The organism is Sphingobacterium sp. GQ94 (assembly GCF_059758715.1).
Genome location: NZ_JCAXEC010000001.1, coordinates 53909 through 77556, shown reverse-complemented (window position 1 = coordinate 77556; position 23648 = coordinate 53909). Strand labels below are relative to the sequence as shown.

Sequence of the window (23648 nt, the reverse complement as noted above, 5' to 3'; positions counted from 1 at the left end):
AGAAAAAATAGGCGCCCTTTGGACGCCTATTTAATATCTTTCTTATATGCTTAGTCTAACACCTCTACGTTGGCAATTTCCTCATCAACGAGGATACGTCCACAGTGCTCACAAATAATAATTTTTTTGCGTTGACGAATTTCCGATTGCAACTGAGGTGGAATCTTGTTGTGACATCCCGAACAGCTATTACGCTCGATATATACGACAGCCAATCCATTACGAAAAGAATTACGCAGTTTATTAGATACTTTTAATAAACGGTCTTCTATAATTTTTTCGGCCGCATCAACCTCCTTCAACAATTGATCTTCTTCCTTCTTCGTTTCAGACGTAATGTTGTCCAATTCTTGATTTTTAATTTCCAGTTCGCCTTTATTGAACTCAAGGTTTTTTACTGTAGCATCATATGCTTCGGTTTTGTTCTTGATTTCAAATTCTGTCTCACGAATACGTTTTTCATATACCTGAATTTCCAAACCTTGAATTTCGATCTCTTTTGAAATAGCATCGTACTCACGGTTGTTCTTTACTTCATTCAGTTGTGTCTCGTATTTTTTGATTGCAGCCTGGGAATCTTTAATCATGTTCTTGCGCTTCACAATTGAATCTTCCATTTCGTCCAATTCATTACGAATTTTTTCGATACGTGTGTCTAAACCCGCGATCTCATCCTCAAGGTCCGCCACCTCGATAGGTAGCTCTCCACGTACTTGACGTATTTTATCAATCTTCGTTTGAATTGATTGCCACGCCCATAAAGCTTCTAGTTTTTGTTCTACGGTTTGTTCCATTAACTGTAGTATTTTATATGATACTATTTAAACTCTGTTTATACACCTGTATTTCAGCACCTTACAAGTTTGTGCCTTTCTACACTATCCATCGAGCGATTAAACATAGACCTAAATCTTTGTCTTGATCTGGTGATAGTGTGCAAAGATACTATTTTTCATTCAATTTCTTTAGTTTCTTTGTGTTGTCCTTTTTGCATTTTCTTTTCTGGAGTCTCTTTTTTGTTTTGGTTCCTAACAATTTGACCTTTTTTATACCGTTGGCTGATTAAAAACGACTTACAGTCCTAAAAGCAATTCGCGTATTAATGGTAATAATGTATAGGATTTGTGTTTACCGCAGTTAAAAAGACAGCGAGGCCCGGAAATTTTTTCTCCAAGAGATCCAACAGTAAATTTTGGGTAAATTGCTCACTTTCAAAATGCCCGATATCGGCAATAATAATTTCTGATTCAGCATCAAAAAATTCATGATATTTATAATCCGCTGTTATAAAAATATCTGCCCCAGATTGCTTGGCATCCTTTAAAAGAAAACCACCTGCCCCACCACACACCGCAACCCTGGAGATGGATTTTTTAACGATCTGCGTATGTCGAATAAGGTTTAAATTTAGTTTATCTTTCAGGTACTTGAAGAATTCTTCAGGCTGCATCGGATCCTTTAAATTTCCGATGGCCCCTGAACCTACATATTGATTTGGATTATCCATCGTTAGGATCTCATAAGAGACCTCTTCATACGGATGGGCTGCAAACATAGAAACCAGAATTTTTCTTTCCATCTGAGCCTGCATGATTACCTCGATCTTGGTTTCCTCTACCCGTTGGTTTTCGTCAACCTTTCCAATGTGTGGGGTGGCGCCATCACGCGGCCTGAACGTTCCATAACCGGCCGTATTAAAGCTGCAATTATCGTAATCTCCAAGTTTACCTGCACCCGCGGCAAACAAAGCCTCACGAACTTGCTCAAGATGGGCTCTGGGCACAAAGACGGAGAGCTTTTTCAACAAGCCCTTTTTAGGCCGTAGAACAGCTTGATTCTGTAGGTCTAGTCTTTGGGCAATTTTAGAACTAACACCACCCATTATGTTATCCAAATTCGTATGAATAGCATAAAGGGCAATATTATGTTGAATGGCTTTAATCACCGTTCGTTCAACATAATTACTCCCGGTGAATTTTTTTAATCCTGAGAAAACGATTGGATGGTGCGAGATAATCAAATTACATCCCTTTGCAATTGCATCATCAAGAACGCTTTCTGTACAATCTAAAGAAATTAGTGCTTTATGTACTTCTTGATTTGCATCTCCTACTATCAGGCCAGAATTATCATAGCTTTCTTGAAAACTTAAGGGCGCAATTTCTTCTAAATACGATATGATTTCTTTAATCTTCATCCTTATTTATTTTTATGTTGTTCAGATTCTTTCCACTTATCATGCTCGATCAATAACTCTCTATATTGATTAATTTTATACCAATAGCTAATAAAGTACACAAAGGTTATAACCAGCGCAACCAATTTCCAAGACAGAGGAAAAGGAAAATAAAAGGCCAGAAATGACCAGGCATAGGTCAATCCTACTCGCGATCCCGGGTTTTGATCAACGGCAATTTTTCGATCAAAAAATTCGTTGTTCAAAGAATCCGAAAGTCTTCTAGCAACCTCAAAATTCCAATAGACATTAAACATCGGAATCATCAATAACCAGGCATGTTTGGGTGCTAGACATTGGTTCTCTGGCGCGATTAACCGAAGGGTGTTTCTAATGGTGTAGGCAAATAGTCCCCAAACCGTTAGTACGATTAAAATAATAAATAGGCTCAGGCGTCCTATTTCAGCAGCAAATTCAGGCGATATTACATCTGACATGTGGTCGTATAAATTATATTGATTGGAAAATCTTTTCCATTTTTATCTTAACAAACTACCGTGGATTTCCCACCAATTTACCCTGCAAATATTAAAAATATACACGGTTTTTTATGTAAGTCGACACTCGTTTCTCTCCATTGAGAAATGCTTTTGGTGACAATGTATTCTTCACTCGCGGTTACATTACAGGCAATGCATAGTTTAGTTTCCGCTTTACAATATTTGAGAATATCCCCGAGCATTTGATTGTTCCTAAATGGGGTCTCTATAAAAATCTGTGTACTCTTCTCCTTTTGGCTTTTTAATTCGAGATCTTTTATCCCTTTGGCTCTGTCTGATTTGTCAATTGGTAGATAACCCGAAAAACTAAAATTTTGCCCATTGAAGCCTGAGGACATCAGCCCTAGCAAGATTGAGCTTGGACCAACCAGTGGAACGACTTTTATTCCCTGTTTATGCGCATGTGCAACCACATCTGCACCAGGGTCTGCCACCCCAGGGCAACCTGCTTCAGACATTAGTCCAACATCTTTTCCTTGGTGCAAGGAAGCCAGCAATTGGGCATAATTCACTTTCTCCCTGGAATATTTTCCATAATCATGTATGGTAAGCTCACTTTGAGGAGTCTTAATTCCCGCTTCTTTCAAAAATTTTCTTGCTGTTTTTTCATTTTCTACGATATATTCATTAACCTGATTTATGATATCATAATGAAGTAATGTATAAGATGCTTTATTGGCATTTTCTGCCAACGGAACAGGAATTAAATATAAGATACCCTTTGCCATGTTACAAACCTACTTAATTTGTTCAAGAAAAGTGGTATTCACCTGCCTATCCCTTGCTCAAAAGAGGAGCGTAAAAAACCAAGTATTTACCAAATTAACAGAATAATTTATTAGGCAATTGGATTGATATCAACCGTTTAATTCCATTTCTGAGTCAAAATTCCTAATTTAAGCAAACCAATAATGGAATATATTTGTCTATATCTTAGGATTTAATATATTTGAATTGAAATGGCGACACAAACGACCTCAGGCGTAAAAATATCGGTAGAGACTACCTATCAATCTGAATACTCAAATCCAGATAATGAACACTTTATGTTTGCGTATCAGATCACGATTGAGAATTTGAGCGGAAATACCGTCCAACTCGTCAGACGTCACTGGCATATATTTGATTCTATTGGTACCACCAGCATGGTTGATGGGGAGGGCGTTGTAGGTCAACAACCCATCATTTCACCCGGAGAAACCCATCAATATGTTTCAGGATGTAATTTAAAAAGTGAAATGGGATATATGGAGGGATACTACGAAATGATTCGAGAATTAGACAATTCAATCTTTCATGTTCACATCCCACGCTTCAATCTAATAGCGGGCTACAGGCTCAATTAGTGACAGCGCAAAGTAAAATACTGTATAATTTCCGATTAAACTAATAAGTACTAACAAATTTTGATAATTTTGTGCTTGGATTATTACGTCAACACATCAGCGTGAGTATATTAAGCACAGAACAAGTAAGTCATTCATTCAACGATAAATGGTTGTTTAATGACCTTCATTTTGCCCTATTAAAAGGAGATCGAGTTGCCCTAGTTGGCATCAACGGAACAGGCAAATCAACTTTATTAAAAATTTTAGCGGATTTAATTATTCCCACCAAAGGTAGGGTGGTAAAAGAAAAAGGGTTAAAGGTTGGATACCTCCCTCAAGAACCCAATTTTTCTGAATTAAATACCATCAACGATTTCATTTATAGTACAGACAATGAGCAGCAACAACTCATTAAAGAATACGAAGAACTGATTGAAAATCAAGATGTTACATCAAAAAAGTTTTTAGAATTAACGGAAAGGATTACAGAGATAAATGCCTGGGAATACGAGAATAATATAAAAACGATTCTCAACAGATTTCAAATAACCAACTTCAATCAAAAAATTAGTTCTCTTAGTGGTGGTCAGAAAAAAAGGCTTGCATTAGCAAAACTACTTATTGATGAACCGGACATTTACATTTTAGATGAGCCAACCAACCACCTGGATATTGAGACCATAGAATGGTTGGAAAAACTCCTCACTACTGGAAATAAAACAGTGCTTCTGGTTTCTCATGATCGGTATTTTTTGGATAATATTTGTACCGAAATTCGCGAGCTTGACAAGGGATCTGTATATACCTATAAAGGAAACTATGGATACTTTCTAGAAAAAAAATCAGAGCGTGAGGCTAGTGAAATCCAAAGTGCAGATAAAGCAAGAAACCTTTGGCGTAAAGAGCTTGAATGGATGCGACGCCAACCCAAGGCTCGAGGAACAAAATCAAAATCACGGATTGAATCCTTTTATGATTTAGAAGAAAGATCCAAAGGTCCAAGCAAGAAAGACAATGTCGAATTGAGTGTTAAAGTTGCCCGCCAAGGAAGCAAAATATTAGAGTTAAATAAGGTCAATATTACCTTCAATAACATAGAAATTATTCATTCATTTTCTTATGTATTTAAAAAAGGTGACCGCATAGGTTTAGCAGGAAAAAATGGAAGTGGTAAATCTACGTTCTTAAATTTAATAACTGGAAACCTCAAACCCGACTCAGGAGAAATAGCGGTTGGGGAAACAACGAAGTATGGCTATTACCGCCAGGAGGGATTAAGTTTTAATGCCAATGAACGGGTCATTGATATCGTCAAAAATATTGCTGATTTTATTGAAATGAAAAACGGAGAGGTGATAACGGCATCTCAATTGTTAACCAAATTCCTCTTCCCTCCCGAAAAACAATTTGGGATGGTAAGTAAATTAAGTGGTGGTGAAAAAAAGAGGTTGCATTTAATGCGCGTCTTAATGGCCAATCCAAACTTCTTAATTTTAGATGAGCCATCAAACGATTTAGACATTGACACGCTAAATGTGTTGGAAGATTTCTTAGATCAATTCCCAGGAATCTTGGTTTTGGTTTCTCACGATAGATACCTCCTCGATAAATTAACAGACCAACTTTTTATATTCCCCGGAGATGGTGATGTCATTATATACAACGGAAACTATGCAGACTTCAAACTAGAGCAAGACGCTGCTTTAAAGAAACCGGCAAAGAAAATTGAAAAAGAAAAACAAGTAGAGAATAAACAAAAGAAATTAAATTATAAGGAGCTTCGCGAATATGAAATGTTGGAGTCTGAGATAAACCAACTCGAAGAAAAGATTAAAGAGTTGACAGAGAAGTTATCCAATACACATGATCATGTTGAGCTTCAAAAGTTATCGGAAAAAATTGACGCCAACAAAAACCACCTAGAAGAAAAGTCGGAAAGATGGTTGACGTTGGCCGAAAACATGTAAGCGTTCCACGTGAAACCCGATAGAAAAAAATGCAAAGTGAAACCTTGTTTCACGTGAAACTTTAAAAAAGAATATGTTCAAGAAATATAATGTAATCGTTGTCGGAGCCGGACATGCCGGATGTGAAGCAGCAGCGGCGGCGGCCAACCTAGGCTCGTCTGTTTTATTGATCACCATGAACATGGGAGTCATTGCACAGATGAGTTGTAACCCGGCAATTGGTGGGGTAGCCAAAGGACAAATAGTAAGAGAAATAGACGCGATGGGTGGATACACAGGAATCATCGCAGATAAGTCGACTATACAGTTTCGCATGTTAAACCTTTCAAAAGGCCCAGCGATGTGGAGTCCAAGAACCCAAAATGATCGGATGCGATTCGCTGAAGAATGGAGACTTCAACTCGAAGCACTTCCAAATATTGATATGTGGCAAGATACAGTAAAAGAAGTAATCGTAGAAAATGGAAGAGCAAAGGGTGTAATCACCTCCTTAGGAATACGCATAGAATCAGATGCCGTTGTTTTGACCAACGGAACTTTTTTAAACGGCTTGATTCATATCGGTGAAAAAAAGTTTGGTGGAGGCAGGACGGGTGAAAAATCCTCAACTGGACTGACTGAACAATTGGTATCATTAGGGTTCGAATCAGGTCGAATGAAAACCGGTACTCCTCCCCGAGTTGATGGAAGAAGTTTAGATTATTCTAAAATGGAAGAGCAATGGGGTGATGAGAAAAAAGGAAAGTTTTCGTATACCGATGTGGAAATTCCAACAGAACAAAGATGCTGCTGGATTACCTATACAAATTCAAAAGTACACGAGATTTTAAAAACAGGCTTTGAAAAATCTCCAATGTTTACCGGTAGGATAAAAGGATTGGGTCCCCGCTATTGTCCTTCCATAGAAGATAAAATAAATCGTTTTGCGGAAAGAGATCGTCATCAAATTTTTGTAGAACCTGAGGGTTTCAAAACTGTTGAAATATATGTTAATGGGTTTTCAACCTCCTTACCAGAAGACGTACAATTAAAAGCACTTCGTTTAATTCCAGGTTTCGAAAATGCAAAAATGTATAGGCCAGGATATGCGATCGAATACGATTATTTCCCGCCTATGCAATTGGATTTGACCTTGGAAACCTTGAGTGTAAAACACCTATTCTTTGCCGGACAAATTAACGGAACAACCGGATATGAAGAAGCCGGTGCACAAGGATTTATCGCGGGTATAAACGCCCATCAAAGAATTAATGATTTACATGAATTAATTCTCAAAAGGGCGGAATCCTATATCGGCGTTTTGATTGACGACCTGGTTACCAAAGGAACCGATGAGCCTTATAGAATGTTCACCTCACGAGCCGAACATAGGTTGCTTTTGCGTCAAGACAATGCCGACATACGCCTCACCCCTATTGCACATAAACTCGGCTTGGTTTCTGATGAAAGATTAGAAACAGTAAATGAGAAAATAAAAAATTCGGATGACATTGTACACTATTTACGGAAAAATTCGGCGGACCCTGAACGCGTAAACGCAACGCTATTGGAGAAAGGTTCTTCTCAAATAATCCAGAAGACCAGATTTTTTAATATCTTATCAAGACCTCAAATTGAGATAGCCGACCTGATTAAGTCTGATCCGAACTTAGCAGATTACCTATCATCGTTTGATCTGGAAACAATTGAACAGGCTGAAATTAAAGTAAAATACGAAACATATTTCGAGAAGGAATTAGAAATAGTGGCAAAAATGAGAAAGATGGAAGATCAAGAAATAAATCCAGAATTTGATTATACGCAACTAAAATCACTGTCCATCGAAGCTCGGCAAAAACTCATGAAAGTTAAACCACGAACATTAGGTCAAGCATCCCGAATTTCAGGTGTCTCTCCTGCAGATATTACTGTTTTGATGGTTCATATGAATTAACTTATTGATTATCAACACGTTGAAGTAAATTTATTTACAATTAAAATAAAGCGATATAAGACATTATTTTTATTTCTATGACTAGAGTTTCCAAAAAAGCTAAAAATCCTTTAAATCAACTAAAAATAGCCTTATTTAAAAACATAGGTCTTGTGTTGATTATGATGGTTCTATCCCTTAGTTTTATTAAATGTGCAAACATGCAAAAACCAACCGGAGGACCGAAAGATTCGATAGCGCCGAAATTATTAGAAGTTACTCCAGTAAATCTGTCTAAAAATTTCAAAGACAAGGAGATCATTTTAACGTTTGATGAATTTATAAAAACAGTAAACCCGCAAAAGGAATTTAGCATCTCGCCTGATTTAGGAACACAGCCTATTTATAAAATAAAGAAAAAGAATTTCATAATAGAGCTTCCTGACTCTCTGGAAGAAAATACGACTTACACCATAAATTTAGGAAAAGGCTTAGTTGATTTTAATGAAGGGAATCCATTCATAAATTACAATTATGTTTTTTCCACCGGTGCAGAATTAGATTCTTTGAGCATTTCAGGTCAAGTAAAAAACGGATATACCAAAGAATTTGATTTGCAAAAAGACAAAGAAGTAATTGCTATCTTGATTCCTACAGCTAAAGATTCAATTTTTGGAAAGAAAAAAGCTTCTTATTATACCACTGTCGATTCTTCCGGGAATTTTGTCTTTAATAATCTACGAGAAGATACCTATAGAGTTTATGCACTAAAAGACCTAAATAGTGATAAGATCTATAACAGTAATGAAGAATGGATTGGTTTCCTAAATGATAGCATTCCCCTAAGTGCGAATGTCTCGGGATTAAAACTTGAATATACTAAAGGCAAGCCAACCGTATTTAGAAATCTAGAAAAGAAGATTGATGCAGATGGTGCAGTCTTATTGACCTTTAACCGGGAAGTAGAAGACATTGGTTTAAAACTATTAGAACCAGAAAATCTTGATGCCAATAAGATTGTAAAGATTAATCCTGGACAAGATTCCGCAAAAATATATCTGGAATCATTTGAGTATGACTCGCTCAAAATTGAACTTAGTGAGTTGGGTGAAATACGCGATACTATTGAAATTAGAAAAGGAAAAAACATTAAGGTTGACAAATCAATAGTCCCTAAATTAAATATTTCCAATAAAGTCGACCGTATAAAACATATTGAACTTACCTCCTCCTACCCGATCGCATCGGTGGATAAAAATAAAATTCTCATACTGGAAGATTCGGTTTCCAAAAGAAACTTTCAATTACAACAAGATACCCTCAATAAGGAGCTCTACCACATTCGCTACAATTGGAAACCAAATATTAATTATGAACTGGTTCTTGAGGAAAAAGCGATGCTTGGACCCTTCGATGAATTCAATAAAGAACTCAAAACTCCATTCACGCTAAATGAAACTGAAAATTATGGAGATATTACCATAACCTTTACTGGACTCGATACGCTAAATAACTACCTGGTAGAATTAATTGATGATAAAAAGGAAAAGATATTCAACCGCTCAAAAATTCCGCTAACCCATCAGATATCCTACAAAAAATTCCCAGGCGGAAAATACACACTTCGCGTTATCGAAGATAGCAACAATAATGGAAAATGGGATTCCGGAGATGTTTACCAGAAAAAACAGGCAGAAAGACTATGGTATTTAGGTAGAGAATTTACCATAAGAGCAAATTGGGAACAAAACGAAACTGTACCCGTTGCTTTTCAATAATTCTATTGATTAAACCAGGAACTATACAACACGTAATTATGGGGCAGTTGCTTCAAAAGGTTTAACTGCTCGGTGGTTAACGGCTTTATTTTTTTTGCAGGAACACCCGCATAGAGATAACCAGATTCACAGATGGAATTCTCAAGGACCACTGCCCCAGCTGCAACAATCACGTTGCTTTGCACATGGACTTTATCCATGACAATTGCACCCATACCTATGAGTACATGATCCTCAATTCTACATCCATGTATAATTGCATTATGGCCAATATTAACATAATTGCCTATATCTGTCCCATTCTTTAAGTAGGTTCCATGAATACATACATTATCCTGTATATTGGAATAGCGTCCAATACGGATATAATTTACATCGGCCCGAATAACAGCATTAAACCAAACCGAACAATGGTCAGAAATATGGGCATCCCCAACAATTGTGCAATTAGGCGCTATAAAACAATCTTCTGCTATTTCAGGGGATATTCCCTTTACCGGTAGAATAGTGGCCATAATGTCTCCTTTTACAATTAAAGTATGGTATCTTCTAAAATATCTGCATGATTAGGGTAATCGGTCGTATAATGAAGTCCTCTGCTTTCCTTTCTTTGCATCGCCGATTTAACAACCAAATAGGAAACCTGGATCACATTTCTCACCTCACAAAGCTTCACAGAAAGTTTCGTGTTCTTATAGAAAGATTCCGTTTCTTTATAAAGTAACCCCAATCGGCTCATTGCTCTTTCCAATCTGAAATCGGAACGAACTATACCCACATAATCGCTCATCAGTTTTTGTGTTTCTCTTAAATTATGGGTAACCAAAATATCCTCATTCGAGAGTTGCGTATTAGAGTCATCCCAACTTGGAACATTACTTTCAATTGAAAAAGTCGAGAAACTTTTGCTTGAATGTTCAAAAATACGATGTGCATACACGGCAGCCTCTAATAAAGAGTTGGAAGCCAATCTATTCGCTCCATGTAAACCTGTAGAAGAGCATTCTCCACATGCGTATAATCCTTTAATGGATGTTGCTCCATGCTGATCCACCATAATCCCACCACATAAATAATGAGCTGCTGGAGAAACCGGAATCAAATCCTTAGTCATATCCAAGCCTATGGATAAACATTTTTCATAAATATTGGGAAAATGAGATAAAATATCTGCTTTGGAGCGATGTCTTATATCTAAATAGACAAAATCGGTACCTGATTTTTTCATTTCCGAATCTATAGCCCGAGCAACAATATCCCGTGGGGCTAGTGAACCACGCTTGTCATATTCCTCCATAAACGATTCACCATTGCTCCTTTTTAAGATGCCACCGAAACCCCTTACCGCCTCAGAGATTAAAAACGCGGGATACTCACTTGGATTGTACAAGGCAGTAGGGTGAAACTGAATAAACTCCATGTTGCGAACACGGCCTTTAGCCCTGTAAACCATGGCAATACCATCACCTGTTGCAATTGTTGGATTGGTTGTGCTAGAATAAATATGTCCGGCACCACCGCTGGCCATTAAGGTTACTTTGGAAAGTATCTTTTCTACAATTCTACTCTTGGTATTTAATGCATAAATACCATAACAATGTATGTCTTTAGAACGCTTATCAACATGCTGACCCAAATGATGCTGAGTGATCAGGTCTACGGCAAAATAATGTGTTAGGATTTCTATATTAGGTTCGGCATGAATTTTTTCTAATAAAGCACGTTCAATTTCATAACCTGTTATATCCTTATAATGAAGAATCCTGTGCATCGAATGTCCTCCTTCTTTGGCCAAATCATACCCACCTGATGCCTCCTTATCAAAGGAAGTTCCATAGGATATTAATTCATCAATCCGCTGGGGACCTTCTTTAACCACATTTTCCACGACCTGTTTATCACACAGACCATCTCCAGCAATAAGGGTATCTATTATATGGTTTTCAAAACTATCCGTTTGATCCGTAACCACCGCCACGCCACCTTGTGCATATTTGGTATTCGACTCATCCTCATTCGATTTAGTAACGATAAGAACTTTACCTAAACTGGCCGCCTTTAGTGCAAAACTCAACCCAGCAATTCCTGATCCTATGATTAAAAAATCAACTTTTCTATCCCCCATTGTTTCAATTATTGTAATGATCTATTAAATACTACGTATACAACAAATTAACAAAATATGTGCAAAACTTGTAAGTAACTCGTGTATTAAAATTTAAAACTTTATTTTATTCCACAATACTACCAATTTTCAAACAAGTTTTCCTTAAATCCTAAGAGAAAGACTAGGCTATATTAACATTTTCTAAAAAATTAAGAATACACATATGAATATGGAAAAAATAAAGGCATTAAAAAACTAAACCTGATAATCAATGTGTAAGGCTTAAAATCATGTGGAAAACTTGTTTATAAATAGTCATTTTTCAATAATAAAAATATAATTCAAATGAATTATCCCCATTTTCCACACCCTAATAAACAATAGTTTATTCTTTTATAAAAAAGATTATTATTTATTGAAAAAAGGGAATGTGGATTTCGTTTCATTTTCTTTGTTTACTTTTGTGTTATTGAATAGTCAAACACTGAAATCAATTTATTTACAGCAAATGAATACAACTTTTAAAACAGATTTGGAGGCCAAAGGCTATATCGATGTTGCAATCGATCCAAATATTGATTTAATCGAAGAAATCAAAAGGTTGAAACAAGAAAAGAATGCGGTAATCCTTGCTCATTATTATCAAGAGTCTGAAATACAGGATATTGCAGATTATATTGGTGATAGTTTAGGTTTATCTCAACAAGCTGCAAAGACTAGTGCAGATGTTATTGTTTTTGCAGGGGTTCATTTTATGGCCGAGACGGCGAAAATCCTTTCTCCAAGTAAAAAAGTTTTATTACCTGATTTGAAAGCTGGATGTTCTTTATCAGACAGTTGTCCACCTCATTTGTTTGCAAAATTTAAAGAAAAATACCCTGATCACCTGGTCATAACGTATGTTAATTGTACAGCTGAGCTAAAGGCTTTATCGGACATCGTTTGTACCTCAAGTAATGCTGTTCAGATTGTAGAGAGTTTACCCAAAGATCAAAAAATAATATTCGGACCTGATAAAAATCTGGGGGAATATGTGAAAAAGAAAACGGGTAGGGATTTGGTGCTTTGGAATGGGGCGTGTATGGTGCATGAGATTTTTTCTCAAGATAAAATTGAGGCTTTAAGGGCTGAAAATCCAAATGCTAAATTTATTGCACATCCAGAATGCGAGGAGCATATTTTGAATCAAGCAGATTACGTCGGTTCTACCTCAGGTATGTTAAAGTTTACAATAGAGGATCCTAGCAATACGTTTATTGTCGCTACAGAATCTGGTATTTTGCATCAAATGCAAAAAAACAGTCCTTCGAAGACTTTTATACCAGCTCCTCCAAATACGGTTTGTGCGTGTAATGATTGTCCTCATATGAAGCTAAATACGTTAGAAAAGCTTTATAATTGTTTAAAATACGAACTTCCGGAGATAACCTTAGAAGAAGATATTATAAAAAGAGCGCAAAAACCAATTGAGCGTATGTTGGAAATTTCTGCTAAACTAGGATTATAAATATGAGTATGTTTGATAATATAGATAAAACGAATATTGCGGAATTAGGGGAATTCGGATTAATTTCCCATTTAACGAATTCGGTTAAGCTTACCCAAAAAAGCAGTATTAAAGGGATCGGTGATGATGCCGCAGTATTGGATTTCTCGGGAAAAAAGACGCTTATTTCTACTGATTTATTATTGGAAAATGTACATTTTGATTTGCGTTATGTACCGCTAAAACATTTAGGGTATAAGGCGATCCAGGTCAATTTAAGCGATATCTATGCCATGAACGGTATAGCCTCACAGGTGACTATTTCTATCGGTTTATCTTCTAAATTTCCATTGGAGGCCATTGAGGAAATTTATGAAGGAGCATTAATTGCTTGTCAGAAATACAACATAGATTTAATTGGTGGTGATACAAGTACTTCAGCCCAAGGATTAGTGATTTCTGTTACCAGTATAGGATATGCAGATGCTGATGATATTGCTTATCGTTCAGGTGCCAAAGAAGGTGATCTGATCTGTGTATCAGGTGACTTGGGTGGGGCGTATGTTGGTTTGCAATTGTTAGAACGTGAGAAACAAATCTATCTTGAAAATCCTAAAATACAACCTGATTTAGAAGGTAAGGATTACATCATTGAAAGGCAATTAAAGCCTGAGGCCAGAAAAGATGTTGTGGAACTTCTGGAAGCTATTTCCGTAAAGCCTCATGCCATGATTGATGTATCAGATGGACTAGCATCCGAGATTATTCATATTTGTAATGCTTCTAAGGTAGGTTGTAAAGTATATGAGGAAAAAATTCCAATAGATCCAATGACGTATGAAACGGCCAGAGATTTTGGATTAGATCCCACAGTTTGTGCTTTAAGTGGTGGTGAGGATTATGAATTGTTATTTACGGTTCCCCAGTCAGATTATGATAAAGTAAAAAATCAATTGGATATTACTATTATTGGTCATATAACGCAATCCTCTGAAGGTTTTCAATTGATTTCTAAATCAGGAAATGTGCACGAATTAAAAGCGCAAGGCTGGAATGCCTTTCATTAAATTACCGTAGTCTCCCCTATTTTTTTAGGAGAGATTACGCTTGTTATTTCGTTCAATTCAGGTTTGTATCACCCCTACATTGTATTTTTCCAATATACTCTGGTGTGAGGCAGCTAGAATTCCCATTGAGATAATTTTTCGTGTTTCGGCAGGATCTATGACCCCATCAACCCACATTCTGGATGCTGCATAGTATGGACTTAATTGTCTATTATAACGGTCTTCTATTTCTGTTAATAATTTTTCCTTTTCGAGTTCACTTAGTTCTACAGTTTTAGATTTTAAAGAGGCTTCTTGTATTTGCAGCAACGTTTTACCGGCTACAGCACCACTCATTACAGCTATTTTCGCCGTTGGCCATGCATAGATTAGTCGTGGATCGTAGGCCTTACCACACATGGCATAATTTCCTGCCCCATAACTATTTCCTAAAATAAATGTGAATTTTGGCACAATTGAGTTTGCCATTGCATTAACCATTTTTGCCCCATCTTTGATAATTCCCCCTTGCTCAGAACGGGATCCCACCATAAATCCGGTTATGTCCTGCATAAAAACCAATGGAATCTTTTGTTGGTTACAGTTCATGATAAACCGTGCGGCCTTATCGGCTGAATCTGAATAAATAACACCTCCCATTTGCATTTCAGTAGAATTACCAGGTTTTTTTGCTTTTACGACCTCTCTTTGATTTGCAACAATACCAACAGCCCACCCATCTATTCTACAAAGTGCACAGATTAATGTTTTTCCATAGTCTTTTTTGTATTCTTCTATTGACCCTTTATCTACAATTGATTTTAAAATTTCAATCATATTATAAGGTTTTAAACGATCCTCAGGAAGGTAATCGTATAGTTTTTCAATGGTATATTCTGGAGCAATAGAAGCTATTCTGGAATAATTGAATTTTGGATCTTCCCCAAATTTATCAACGATATTTTGGATAGCCTGTAAACAAGCCTGATCATTTGGATATTTGTTATCGGTTACTCCTGATATTTCACAATGGGTAGCGGCTCCTCCTAGGCTTTCATTATCGATCACCTCACCAATGGAAGATTTTACCAGATAGGATCCCGCTAGAAATACAGATCCTGTTCCCTCAACGATCAAGGCATAATCTGACATGATGGGCAAATAGGCCCCCCCTGCTACGCATGAACCCATGATGGCCGCTATCTGCGGAATTCCCATTGCGGATATTTTGGCATTGTTTCTAAATATTCGTCCAAAATGTTCTTTATCCGGGAAAATTTCGTCTTGCATTGGCAGGTAAACACCTGCAGAATCCACCAGATAGATAATGGGTAGATGATTTTCGATAGCTATTTCCTGCGCTCTTAAATTTTTTTTGCAGCTCATTGGGAACCAAGCGCCGGCCTTTACAGTGGCATCGTTTGAAACCACTATGCATAAGCGTCCTTTTACTTTTCCCATAACCACGACCACACCTGCATTGGGACAACCGCCATGTTCTTCATAAAGCTCATCTGCTGCAAAACGTCCGATTTCAAGATATTCGCTGTCTTTATCTATTAGGTATAAAATGCGTTCCCAAGCCGTTAATTTTCCCTTTTCATGTTGTTTTTGTATTTTATCTAAACCACCTCCCAACAGGAGTTTTTCTCTTTTTTTGTGGAGCTCATCTAGCAATTTTCGCATAGTGTTTTAAGATAATGTAATTTATAAGGGTTAAAAAGTAATATATTTTATAAATATCATAAAATATAATTTGTTTTTTACAATATTTGTAAAGAATATTTGTAACCAAAATAGAAACTTAATTAAAATAAAATTATGAATTACGTCAATTCTGAAGAACAATTATCGTTGATCAAGGAAAGTGCACGAAATTTTGCTCACACAAATATACTTCCATTTGTGATGAAATGGGATGAAGAGCAGGTTTTTCCAATTCACGTATTTAAAAAACTTGGAGAGCTTGGTTTTATGGGAATTTTGGTTCCTGAGCAATATGGAGGTTCTGGTTTGAGTTACCAAGAATATATTACGGTTTTAGATGAGATTTCTAAAGTATGTGGTTCGATTGGATTATCTGTTGCAGCGCACAATTCGTTGTGCACCAATCATATACTTTCCTTTGGTAATGAACAACAAAAAATGAAATATCTTCCTAAATTAGCCAGTGCAGAATGGATTGGAGCATGGGGATTAACCGAACCCGGATCGGGTTCTGATGCCGGGGGTATGAATACAACAGCAATTCAACAAGGTGATTTTTTTATTCTTAATGGGGATAAAACATTTATTACGCATGCGATTTCCGGAGATATTGCCGTGGTGATGGCTCGAACTGGGGAAAAAGGAGATAATAAGGGGATTTCCGCATTTATTGTTGAAAAAGGTACAGAGGGTTTTTCAGCCGGAGCTAAATTGAACAAACTAGGAATGAGAGCTTCGGAAACAGCTAGTTTATATTTTGATCAGTGCAAAATTCACAAAGATCAATTGATTGGTGAGGTTGGAGAGGGTTTCGTGCAAGCATTGAAATTATTGGATGGTGGTCGTATTTCCATTGCCGCGCTGTCTTTGGGTATTGCTAGAGGGGCTTATGAATGTGCTTTGCGGTACGCCAATGAAAGAGAACAATTTAAATCTAAGATTTTTGATTTTCAGGCTGTGAGTTTTAATTTAGCAGATATGGCCACTAAAATAAGCGCTTCAGAGTTATTGATTAGACAGGCGGGTTACTTAAAAGATCATGGAAAAAAGGCCACTAAAGCTGGGGCGATGGCTAAATTATTTGCCTCCGAGGTTGCCGTTGAAGTCTCGAACGAAGCCGTTCAAATATTGGGAGGCTATGGCTTTACCAAAGATTTTCCTGCTGAAAAGTTTTTTAGAGATGCAAAATTATGTACCATTGGCGAGGGAACGAGCTCAATTCAGCGCATGGTTATTGCTAGAGAAATAAAGAAAGATGTCCAATAATAAATCCATATCGATTGTAGATTGCCCCAGGGATGCGATCCAAAGCATGAGCTATCAGATCCCTACGGCCAAGAAAATAGCTTATCTGAATAAATTGATTCAAAGTGAGTTATTTGACTGCATCGATTTTGGAAGTTTTGTTTCTGCAAGGGCTGTGCCTCAGATGAGTGATACGGAGGCTGTTATTGAGGGTTTACATAAAGATAAAGCGGTTAAATTATTAGCAATAATTGCCAGTATAAAGGGAGCTGAAAGAGCTACACAATTTGAAAAGGTTGATTATTTAGGGTATCCTTTTTCAATTTCTGAAACCTTTCAAAAAAACAATACCCGCCAGAGTATAAATGAATCGTTCGATACGGTTCGTCAGGTTTTGGACCTGGTCGCCAGTAAAAGCAAGCAAAGTTTACTGGTGTATATTTCGATGGCCTTTGGAAACCCGTATGGAGATCCTTGGGATATGGATTTAGTATCGTATTGGGTAGAACAATTAATATCTGTTGGTGTTTCTCGTTTTTCTTTGGCTGACACAACCTCCCAGGCAACCCCTAATGATGTAAAGGATTTGTTTTCCAAATTAAGAGTTGATTTTCCGTCGATAGATTTTAATGCGCATTTGCATTCCAGATCTGAGACGGCCATGTTGAAAGTGGAAGCGGCCTATCAGGGAGGATGCAGAGCGTTTGAGGGAGCGATATTGGGATATGGAGGGTGCCAGTTCACGAAAAATGAATTGATCGGTAATATCCCTTCTGAATTATTGGTTAATCGGTTTAAAAAAGAGAAATCAGCGCCTATTTTTCAATTGATGGATGAATTTCAAAACATGATACGTCATGATTTATAATTTTATTAAAACCAGTATTCAAGGACATGTTTTTAGCTTGACCTTAGATCGTGATTCAAAAAGAAATGCTTTTGGTCCCACCATGGTCAATGAGGTTGCGCATGCAATTTCAATAGCGAACGATCTTAAGCAGGTAAAAGTTGTTGTTTTAAATGCCAATGGCCGCGTTTTTTGTGCAGGAATGGATCTTAATACCTATCAACATCCTGAATTAGAAGAACGGAATCCGAACATTGAAAACAAGCTTATTTCCTTGGGACAGGTCATGGACGGGTTACTAAAACCCTCGGTAGCGGTTGTCCAGGGGGATGTCATTGGTGGCGGATTTTTATTTATTTTAGGATGCAGTTATGTGTTTGCCCAAAAGGATGTATCCTTCAAATTACCTGAGCTCTCTTTTGGTATTTTTCCTTTTCAGGTCATGGCTAGTTTACTTCGGGTAATGCCCGAAAAAAAGGTTCTTCAACTCTGTTTGGATACACAGGGTTTTTCAACCCAAAAAGCCATGGATTACGGAATTGTAGATGGTCTTTTAGAAGAGAATAAATTACAGCTTCTTTTGGATTCTTTTGCTGATAAGAGTTCGCATGCTATGCAAGCAGGGATGAATGCACTTAAACAAATTCGGGAAATTCAGGGGGATAAACAATATGATTTTCTCCTCGAATCGTTACAGGCCTTAAAGGATCAAAAGGAAGTGAAGGAGCGGATTGAAAACACGTTTAAAAAACCTTAGTTTTCTTTTTTACGGATAAGAAAGTTATTGTAACCCATTCCGACCTCTATTTTTAAAAGCTCCTGCTGCAACATTTCTAGCACGGCTAAAAAATTATAGACAAATTGAACTTTGTTTTGAGAATTCTTAGCGATGGATGAAAAGTCTAGTGTATTGTTGATGTCAATTAATGCGGCTATCGCTTTTTTTTGTTGTTCAATGGTGTAGGGATATTTGATTACCGTGTGTTTGATTTCTTCATGCTGGCGCTCTTGATAACCTTGCATGAGACGGTCATACACCAGCATTAATTTGTATAAATCAAAACTGTCCAAGTCTTCTTTCAGGGTATTTGGCGTTTTATGGATGCGTGTTAAATCAGTTGCCGTATTTCCTCTTTGGTACAATTTGAAGCGTTTATCCTCTAATTCTTTAAGTTCGAGAGTGATTTCTTTAAACTGTTTGTAGAGTATTAATTTTTGTTCTAAATCTTTCTTGAGATCAATTTCGTTTTCATGTTCATCTAGCTGGGTCCTAGGTAACAACATTTTAGCTTTGATTCGCATTAAGGTGGAGGCAACAAAGATAAATTCACTGGCCAGCTCCATATTCAGGGACTGCATGTGCTGGATATAGGATAGAAAATCAACCGTGATTTTAGAGATGGGAATATCGTGTATATTAAGTTCGTCTCTTTCTATAAAAAAGAGTAACAGATCGAATGGCCCTTGGAATTGATCTAGTTTTATTTCGTAGTTTGTAGATTCCATTAAATATGCTCAAAAATAAGGATTTGCTCCTATATTTTAGATTTTTTGGAACGAAATAAACAAAACAATGCTCAGCTAAAATTGTATTATATTCCATAGTTAGAATAATAAATTGTTAATTTGTATCTTATTTTGAAATTTTTCATGCTATGCAGGTAGAAGCAGGACCGCTATTAAAGAAAATTCAATTTCCTTCAGATCTTCGCAATTTTAAGGAATCGGAACTTGAGGAAGTTTGTAAGGAACTTAGGCAGTTTATTATCGATATTGTATCTGTAAATGGAGGTCATTTTGCGGCCAGTCTAGGGGTCGTTGAACTTACCGTCGCTTTACATTATGTGCTCAACACACCTTATGATCAACTGATTTTTGATGTCGGTCATCAGGCCTATGGGCATAAGATTTTAACAGGAAGAAGAGAGACTTTTCACACCAACCGGATTTTAGGGGGATTATCGGGCTTTCCTAAGCGCTCTGAGAGCGTTTATGATGCTTTTGGGGTTGGACACTCCTCCACGTCCATTTCAGCTGCCTTAGGTATGGCTGTGGCCTCTGAATATAAGGGGGAAACGGACAAACAGCATGTGGCCATTATTGGCGACGGCGCTCTAACCGGTGGAATGGCCTTCGAGGCCCTAAATCACGCAGGTATTGAAAAATCTAATTTATTGGTGATCCTTAATGATAATTGTATGTCCATAGATCCAAACGTTGGCGCTATGAAGGAATACTTAACCAGCATTACCACCTCCAAAAGTTACAATCGTTTTCGGGATGATTTGGTTTCGGTTCTTACAAAGATTTCTGAAAAGGGGCCAAACGCTTATGGATGGGCCAAGAAACTCGAACAGAGTATCAAAGGCTCTTTATTGAAGAATTCTAATCTTTTTGAAGCCCTTAATTTTAGATACTTTGGTCCGGTAGATGGACATGATGTGAATAAATTGGTCAAAACGATTGCAGATTTAAAACACATTAACGGACCTAAATTATTGCATGTTGTGACGACCAAGGGAAAAGGGTATGCCTTGGCCGAGAAAGATCAAACCAAATGGCATGCTCCGGGCTTGTTTGATAAAATTACAGGTGAAATCAAGAAAAATGTGTCCGATAAGGTTCAACCACCTAAATACCAAGATGTCTTTGGACATACCTTGGTTGAATTGGCTCAAAGCAATACAAAAATCATGGGGATTACCCCGGCAATGCCTTCGGGTTCTTCGATGAACATTATGATGAATGCGATGCCTAATCGCGCTTTTGATGTGGGAATAGCCGAACAACACGCTGTAACCTTTAGCGCGGGACTGGCAGCACAAGGTCTGGTTCCTTTTTGTAATATTTACTCCTCTTTTATGCAAAGAGGCTACGATCAAGTTATTCATGACGTTGCGCTTCAAAAGTTGAATGTGATCTTTTGTTTGGATAGAGCAGGTTTGGTCGGCGCAGATGGGCCAACACACCATGGAGCATACGATATTGCTTTTATGCGTTGCGTTCCCAACATGGTTGTTAGCTCACCGATGAACGAAGAAGAACTTAGAAATCTGATGTATACCGCTCAGCTTAGTGATCAGGGTCCGTTCACCATTCGTTACCCGCGTGGTAATGGTGTGCTTGCTGATTGGAGGCTTCCTTTTAAAGAAATCCCTATTGGTAAGGGCAGAAAGCTTTGTGATGGGGAAGAAATAGCCATCCTTAGTTTTGGACATATCGGTAACGAGGCAAGTAAAGCAATTCAACGATTGAATCAGGATGGTATTCATCCGGCTCATTATGACTTGCGTTTTGCCAAACCCATTGACGAGGCCTTGTTGCACGAGGTTTTTAGAAAATATAAACAAGTCCTTTGTGTGGAAGACGGCTGTCTGCCTGGTGGGGTTGGCTCAGCAGTCTTGGAATTTATGGCCGACCACGGCTACCAAGCTAAAGTGATTCGCTTGGGTATTCCTGATGCTGTTGTTGAACATGGAGAACAAGCCGAATTGTGGGCTGCGTGCGGTATAGATTCCAAAGGGATAGAAACTCAGGTTCGCAAATTAACAAAGGGAATAAAAACGGAAAGTTTGGTTGGATAATTGACCGTTATTTGTCGGTTTTTCAATCATTTAATCGGAAAGAGTTAAGGAAGCCAATCGGTTTCCTTTTTTTATGCAAAGTTTTCCACATTGCCTGTTTCTTGCTTAATTTTTGCTGATTAAAAGAGACCTCAAATTTTTCATTTTCGACTATGTTAATAAAATATTTTTGCTTAATATTGAGGGTAATATTTAGCTAAAAATTACAATTAAAACATTGTAAAACAGTTAGTTACATTTTTTTTACCTTTTTAATTTTTTAGCTCAAATATTTTTGTCATATTCGTTGTAAGCAAAAGTTATGAACAGAATTTTTGTCAATTATTGGTTTTCAAGTTATTAACAAAATTAGAATGGAAAAAACGTGTACAAGTGTTTGGGAAAGGTGTCTTTCAGTCATAAAGGATAACATTCCAACGCAAAGTTTTAAAACATGGTTCGAGCCCGTTAAAGCTGTACGTCTTGAAGGAAACGTTTTAACTATTCAAGTGCCAAGTTTGTTTTTCTATGAATGGCTAGAGGAACACTATGTTGGAATTTTACGCAAAACAGTTAAGAAATTTTTAGGAGAGCAGGGAAGATTGGAGTACAATATTGTTGTCGAAAAATCATCAGCGAAAGCACCTTACACCACCAACATTCCATCCAATGGAAACGGTGCAGAAGGAAAGAAACAATCGATACCCGTTCCGGTTGCCTTAAACAAGAATATTAAAAACCCATTTGTTATTCCTGGATTAAAGAAGTTACAAGTAGATCCGCAACTTAATCAAAATTATACTTTTGATAATTTTATAGAAGGAGAATGTAATCGTCTGGCTAGATCTGCTGGTTTTGCAGTAGCAAATAAGCCTGGTGGAACTTCTTTTAATCCCCTAATGCTCTATGGAGATGTTGGTTTAGGTAAAACACATTTAGCTCAAGCTATCGGAAATGAGATTAAAAGAAATCTTCCTGATAAGTTGGTGATTTATGTTTCTTGTGAGAAATTTTGTCAACAGTTCGTTGATTCCCTTAAAAACAATACCATCAATGATTTTGTGAACTTTTATCAGGCCATGGATGTAATTATTATGGATGATGTGCATAATTTTGCCGGTAAGGAAAAAACACAAGATATTTTCTTCCACATCTTTAACCACTTACATCAAACAGGTAAACAAGTTATTCTTACCTCTGATAAGGCACCTAAAGATTTATCTGGATTGGAAGAGCGTTTATTGAGTCGTTTTAAATGGGGGCTTTCTGCAGATATCCAAATTCCTGATTTGGAGACTCGGATGGCAATCCTGAAGAAAAAAATGTATTCAGACGGTATTGAGCTTCCTGAGAATGTGGTTGAATATGTCGCGAATCAAATTGATAATAGTGTTAGGGAATTAGAGGGAGCGATGGTTTCACTCTTGGCACAATCTACACTTAACAAGCGTGAGATCGATTTGAACCTGGCGAAATCCATGTTGAAGAACTTTGTGAAGAATACACATAAAGAAATTTCAATGGAATTCATTCAAAAATTGGTTTGTGAATATTTTGAGGTTCCTGTGGAGATGGTTAAATCAAAAGTTCGTAAGCGTGAGATTGTTCAGGCCAGACAGATCTCGATGTATTTAGCAAAGAGTCATACCAAGTCTTCTTTGAAATCTATAGGTAATTTCTTCGGCGGTAGAGATCACTCAACAGTTATTTATGCTTGTCAGACGGTAGAGGATTTAATTGAAACGGACAAGAAATTTAAAACGTATGTTCAGGATATTCAGAAAAAACTGAAAGCTTCCTAAACCTTCGGATATTTTATCTTAATATCCGCAAACTGAAACATCCCTCCGATTTAGGCTAGGGATGTTTCTTATTTAATTAGAATTTTCTTTGTCCTGTCTCCGGTGTACTTTTCCATATGGAAAT

The 23648-nt window shown here is 37.1% G+C and carries 19 protein-coding genes; 11 read left to right on the top strand and 8 right to left on the bottom strand.

The window, feature by feature from the left end; genetic code table 11:
* Positions 1 to 50: 50 nt before the first annotated feature.
* From AC6CHH_RS00380 to AC6CHH_RS00365, 4 genes are all read right to left on the bottom strand, one after another.
* The gene (locus AC6CHH_RS00380) at positions 51 to 794 is read right to left on the bottom strand and encodes a zinc ribbon domain-containing protein (RefSeq protein WP_498278558.1); all 744 of its coding nucleotides are present in this window, start codon (positions 792 to 794) and stop codon (positions 51 to 53) included.
* A 305-nt stretch (positions 795 to 1099) separates the two neighbouring features.
* The gene (locus tag AC6CHH_RS00375) at positions 1100 to 2197 is read right to left on the bottom strand and encodes a Nif3-like dinuclear metal center hexameric protein (protein ID WP_498278556.1); all 1098 of its coding nucleotides are present in this window, start codon (positions 2195 to 2197) and stop codon (positions 1100 to 1102) included.
* 2 nt (positions 2198 to 2199) lie between these two features.
* Positions 2200 to 2673: a hypothetical protein gene (locus AC6CHH_RS00370; RefSeq protein WP_498278554.1), complete on the bottom strand. Its 474-nt coding sequence runs from the start codon at positions 2671 to 2673 to the stop codon at positions 2200 to 2202.
* A gap of 77 nt (positions 2674 to 2750) precedes the next feature.
* Positions 2751 to 3464, bottom strand: a complete 714-nt coding sequence (locus AC6CHH_RS00365) for an SAM-dependent methyltransferase (protein ID WP_498278552.1) — start codon at positions 3462 to 3464, stop codon at positions 2751 to 2753.
* A 231-nt stretch (positions 3465 to 3695) separates the two neighbouring features.
* Between AC6CHH_RS00365 and apaG the strand changes: the two genes are divergently transcribed.
* From apaG to AC6CHH_RS00345, 4 genes are all read left to right on the top strand, one after another.
* Entirely contained in the window at positions 3696 to 4082 is a 387-nt protein-coding gene (gene apaG, locus AC6CHH_RS00360) for a Co2+/Mg2+ efflux facilitator ApaG/CorD (RefSeq protein ID WP_498278550.1), read from the top strand.
* A gap of 101 nt (positions 4083 to 4183) precedes the next feature.
* Positions 4184 to 6031 (top strand): ABC-F family ATP-binding cassette domain-containing protein, encoded by a 1848-nt coding sequence (locus AC6CHH_RS00355; RefSeq protein WP_498279107.1) that lies wholly within the window; start codon positions 4184 to 4186, stop codon positions 6029 to 6031.
* Positions 6032 to 6104: 73 nt separating this feature from the next.
* Complete coding sequence (gene mnmG / locus AC6CHH_RS00350) at positions 6105 to 7964, top strand: tRNA uridine-5-carboxymethylaminomethyl(34) synthesis enzyme MnmG (protein ID WP_498278548.1); 1860 nt, start codon at positions 6105 to 6107, stop codon at positions 7962 to 7964.
* A gap of 77 nt (positions 7965 to 8041) precedes the next feature.
* The gene (locus AC6CHH_RS00345) at positions 8042 to 9721 is read left to right on the top strand and encodes an Ig-like domain-containing domain (RefSeq protein WP_498278546.1); all 1680 of its coding nucleotides are present in this window, start codon (positions 8042 to 8044) and stop codon (positions 9719 to 9721) included.
* Between the two features lie 2 nt (positions 9722 to 9723).
* Here the strand turns inward: AC6CHH_RS00345 and AC6CHH_RS00340 are convergent, their stop codons facing one another.
* Both AC6CHH_RS00340 and nadB read right to left on the bottom strand, forming a co-directional pair.
* Positions 9724 to 10236: a gamma carbonic anhydrase family protein gene (locus AC6CHH_RS00340; RefSeq protein ID WP_498278544.1), complete on the bottom strand. Its 513-nt coding sequence runs from the start codon at positions 10234 to 10236 to the stop codon at positions 9724 to 9726.
* A 17-nt stretch (positions 10237 to 10253) separates the two neighbouring features.
* Positions 10254 to 11846, bottom strand: a complete 1593-nt coding sequence (gene nadB, locus AC6CHH_RS00335; protein WP_498278542.1) for an L-aspartate oxidase — start codon at positions 11844 to 11846, stop codon at positions 10254 to 10256.
* A gap of 490 nt (positions 11847 to 12336) precedes the next feature.
* Here nadB and nadA point away from each other — a divergent pair, with 490 nt between their 5' ends.
* Positions 12337 to 13335: a quinolinate synthase NadA gene (nadA, locus tag AC6CHH_RS00330; RefSeq protein ID WP_498278540.1), complete on the top strand. Its 999-nt coding sequence runs from the start codon at positions 12337 to 12339 to the stop codon at positions 13333 to 13335.
* A gap of 8 nt (positions 13336 to 13343) precedes the next feature.
* On the top strand, positions 13344 to 14381 hold the full coding sequence (thiL, locus tag AC6CHH_RS00325; RefSeq protein WP_498278538.1) for a thiamine-phosphate kinase: 1038 nt from the start codon (positions 13344 to 13346) through the stop codon (positions 14379 to 14381).
* 57 nt (positions 14382 to 14438) lie between these two features.
* On the opposite strand, the gene AC6CHH_RS00320 is transcribed toward thiL, so the two are convergent.
* The gene (locus AC6CHH_RS00320; protein WP_498278536.1) at positions 14439 to 16046 is read right to left on the bottom strand and encodes an acyl-CoA carboxylase subunit beta; all 1608 of its coding nucleotides are present in this window, start codon (positions 16044 to 16046) and stop codon (positions 14439 to 14441) included.
* Positions 16047 to 16181: 135 nt separating this feature from the next.
* Here AC6CHH_RS00320 and AC6CHH_RS00315 point away from each other — a divergent pair, with 135 nt between their 5' ends.
* Genes AC6CHH_RS00315 through AC6CHH_RS00305 form a run of 3 tightly spaced genes read left to right on the top strand, consistent with a single transcriptional unit; the run spans position 16182 to position 18916 of the window.
* Positions 16182 to 17333, top strand: a complete 1152-nt coding sequence (locus AC6CHH_RS00315) for an acyl-CoA dehydrogenase family protein (RefSeq protein ID WP_498278534.1) — start codon at positions 16182 to 16184, stop codon at positions 17331 to 17333.
* The gene (locus AC6CHH_RS00310; protein WP_498278532.1) at positions 17323 to 18180 is read left to right on the top strand and encodes a hydroxymethylglutaryl-CoA lyase-like TIM-barrel protein; all 858 of its coding nucleotides are present in this window, start codon (positions 17323 to 17325) and stop codon (positions 18178 to 18180) included. Before AC6CHH_RS00315 ends, AC6CHH_RS00310 begins: the two co-directional genes overlap by 11 nt.
* Entirely contained in the window at positions 18170 to 18916 is a 747-nt protein-coding gene (locus tag AC6CHH_RS00305; RefSeq protein ID WP_498278530.1) for an enoyl-CoA hydratase/isomerase family protein, read from the top strand. The genes AC6CHH_RS00310 and AC6CHH_RS00305 overlap by 11 nt, the downstream gene beginning before the upstream one ends.
* Here AC6CHH_RS00305 and AC6CHH_RS00300 read toward each other — a convergent pair.
* On the bottom strand, positions 18913 to 19665 hold the full coding sequence (locus AC6CHH_RS00300) for a segregation and condensation protein A (RefSeq protein ID WP_498278528.1): 753 nt from the start codon (positions 19663 to 19665) through the stop codon (positions 18913 to 18915). The two genes, AC6CHH_RS00305 and AC6CHH_RS00300, sit on opposite strands and share 4 nt — an antisense overlap.
* A 149-nt stretch (positions 19666 to 19814) precedes the next feature.
* On the opposite strand from AC6CHH_RS00300, the gene dxs reads away from it, so the two are divergent.
* Together dxs and dnaA are read left to right on the top strand one after the other, a co-directional pair.
* Positions 19815 to 21743 carry a 1-deoxy-D-xylulose-5-phosphate synthase gene (gene dxs, locus AC6CHH_RS00295; protein ID WP_498278526.1) on the top strand — a complete coding sequence of 643 codons (1929 nt, stop codon included), beginning with the start codon at positions 19815 to 19817 and terminating at the stop codon, positions 21741 to 21743.
* 353 nt (positions 21744 to 22096) lie between these two features.
* Positions 22097 to 23524, top strand: coding sequence for a chromosomal replication initiator protein DnaA (gene dnaA, locus AC6CHH_RS00290; protein ID WP_498278524.1), 1428 nt, complete (start codon positions 22097 to 22099; stop codon positions 23522 to 23524).
* Positions 23525 to 23648: the final 124 nt, after the last annotated feature.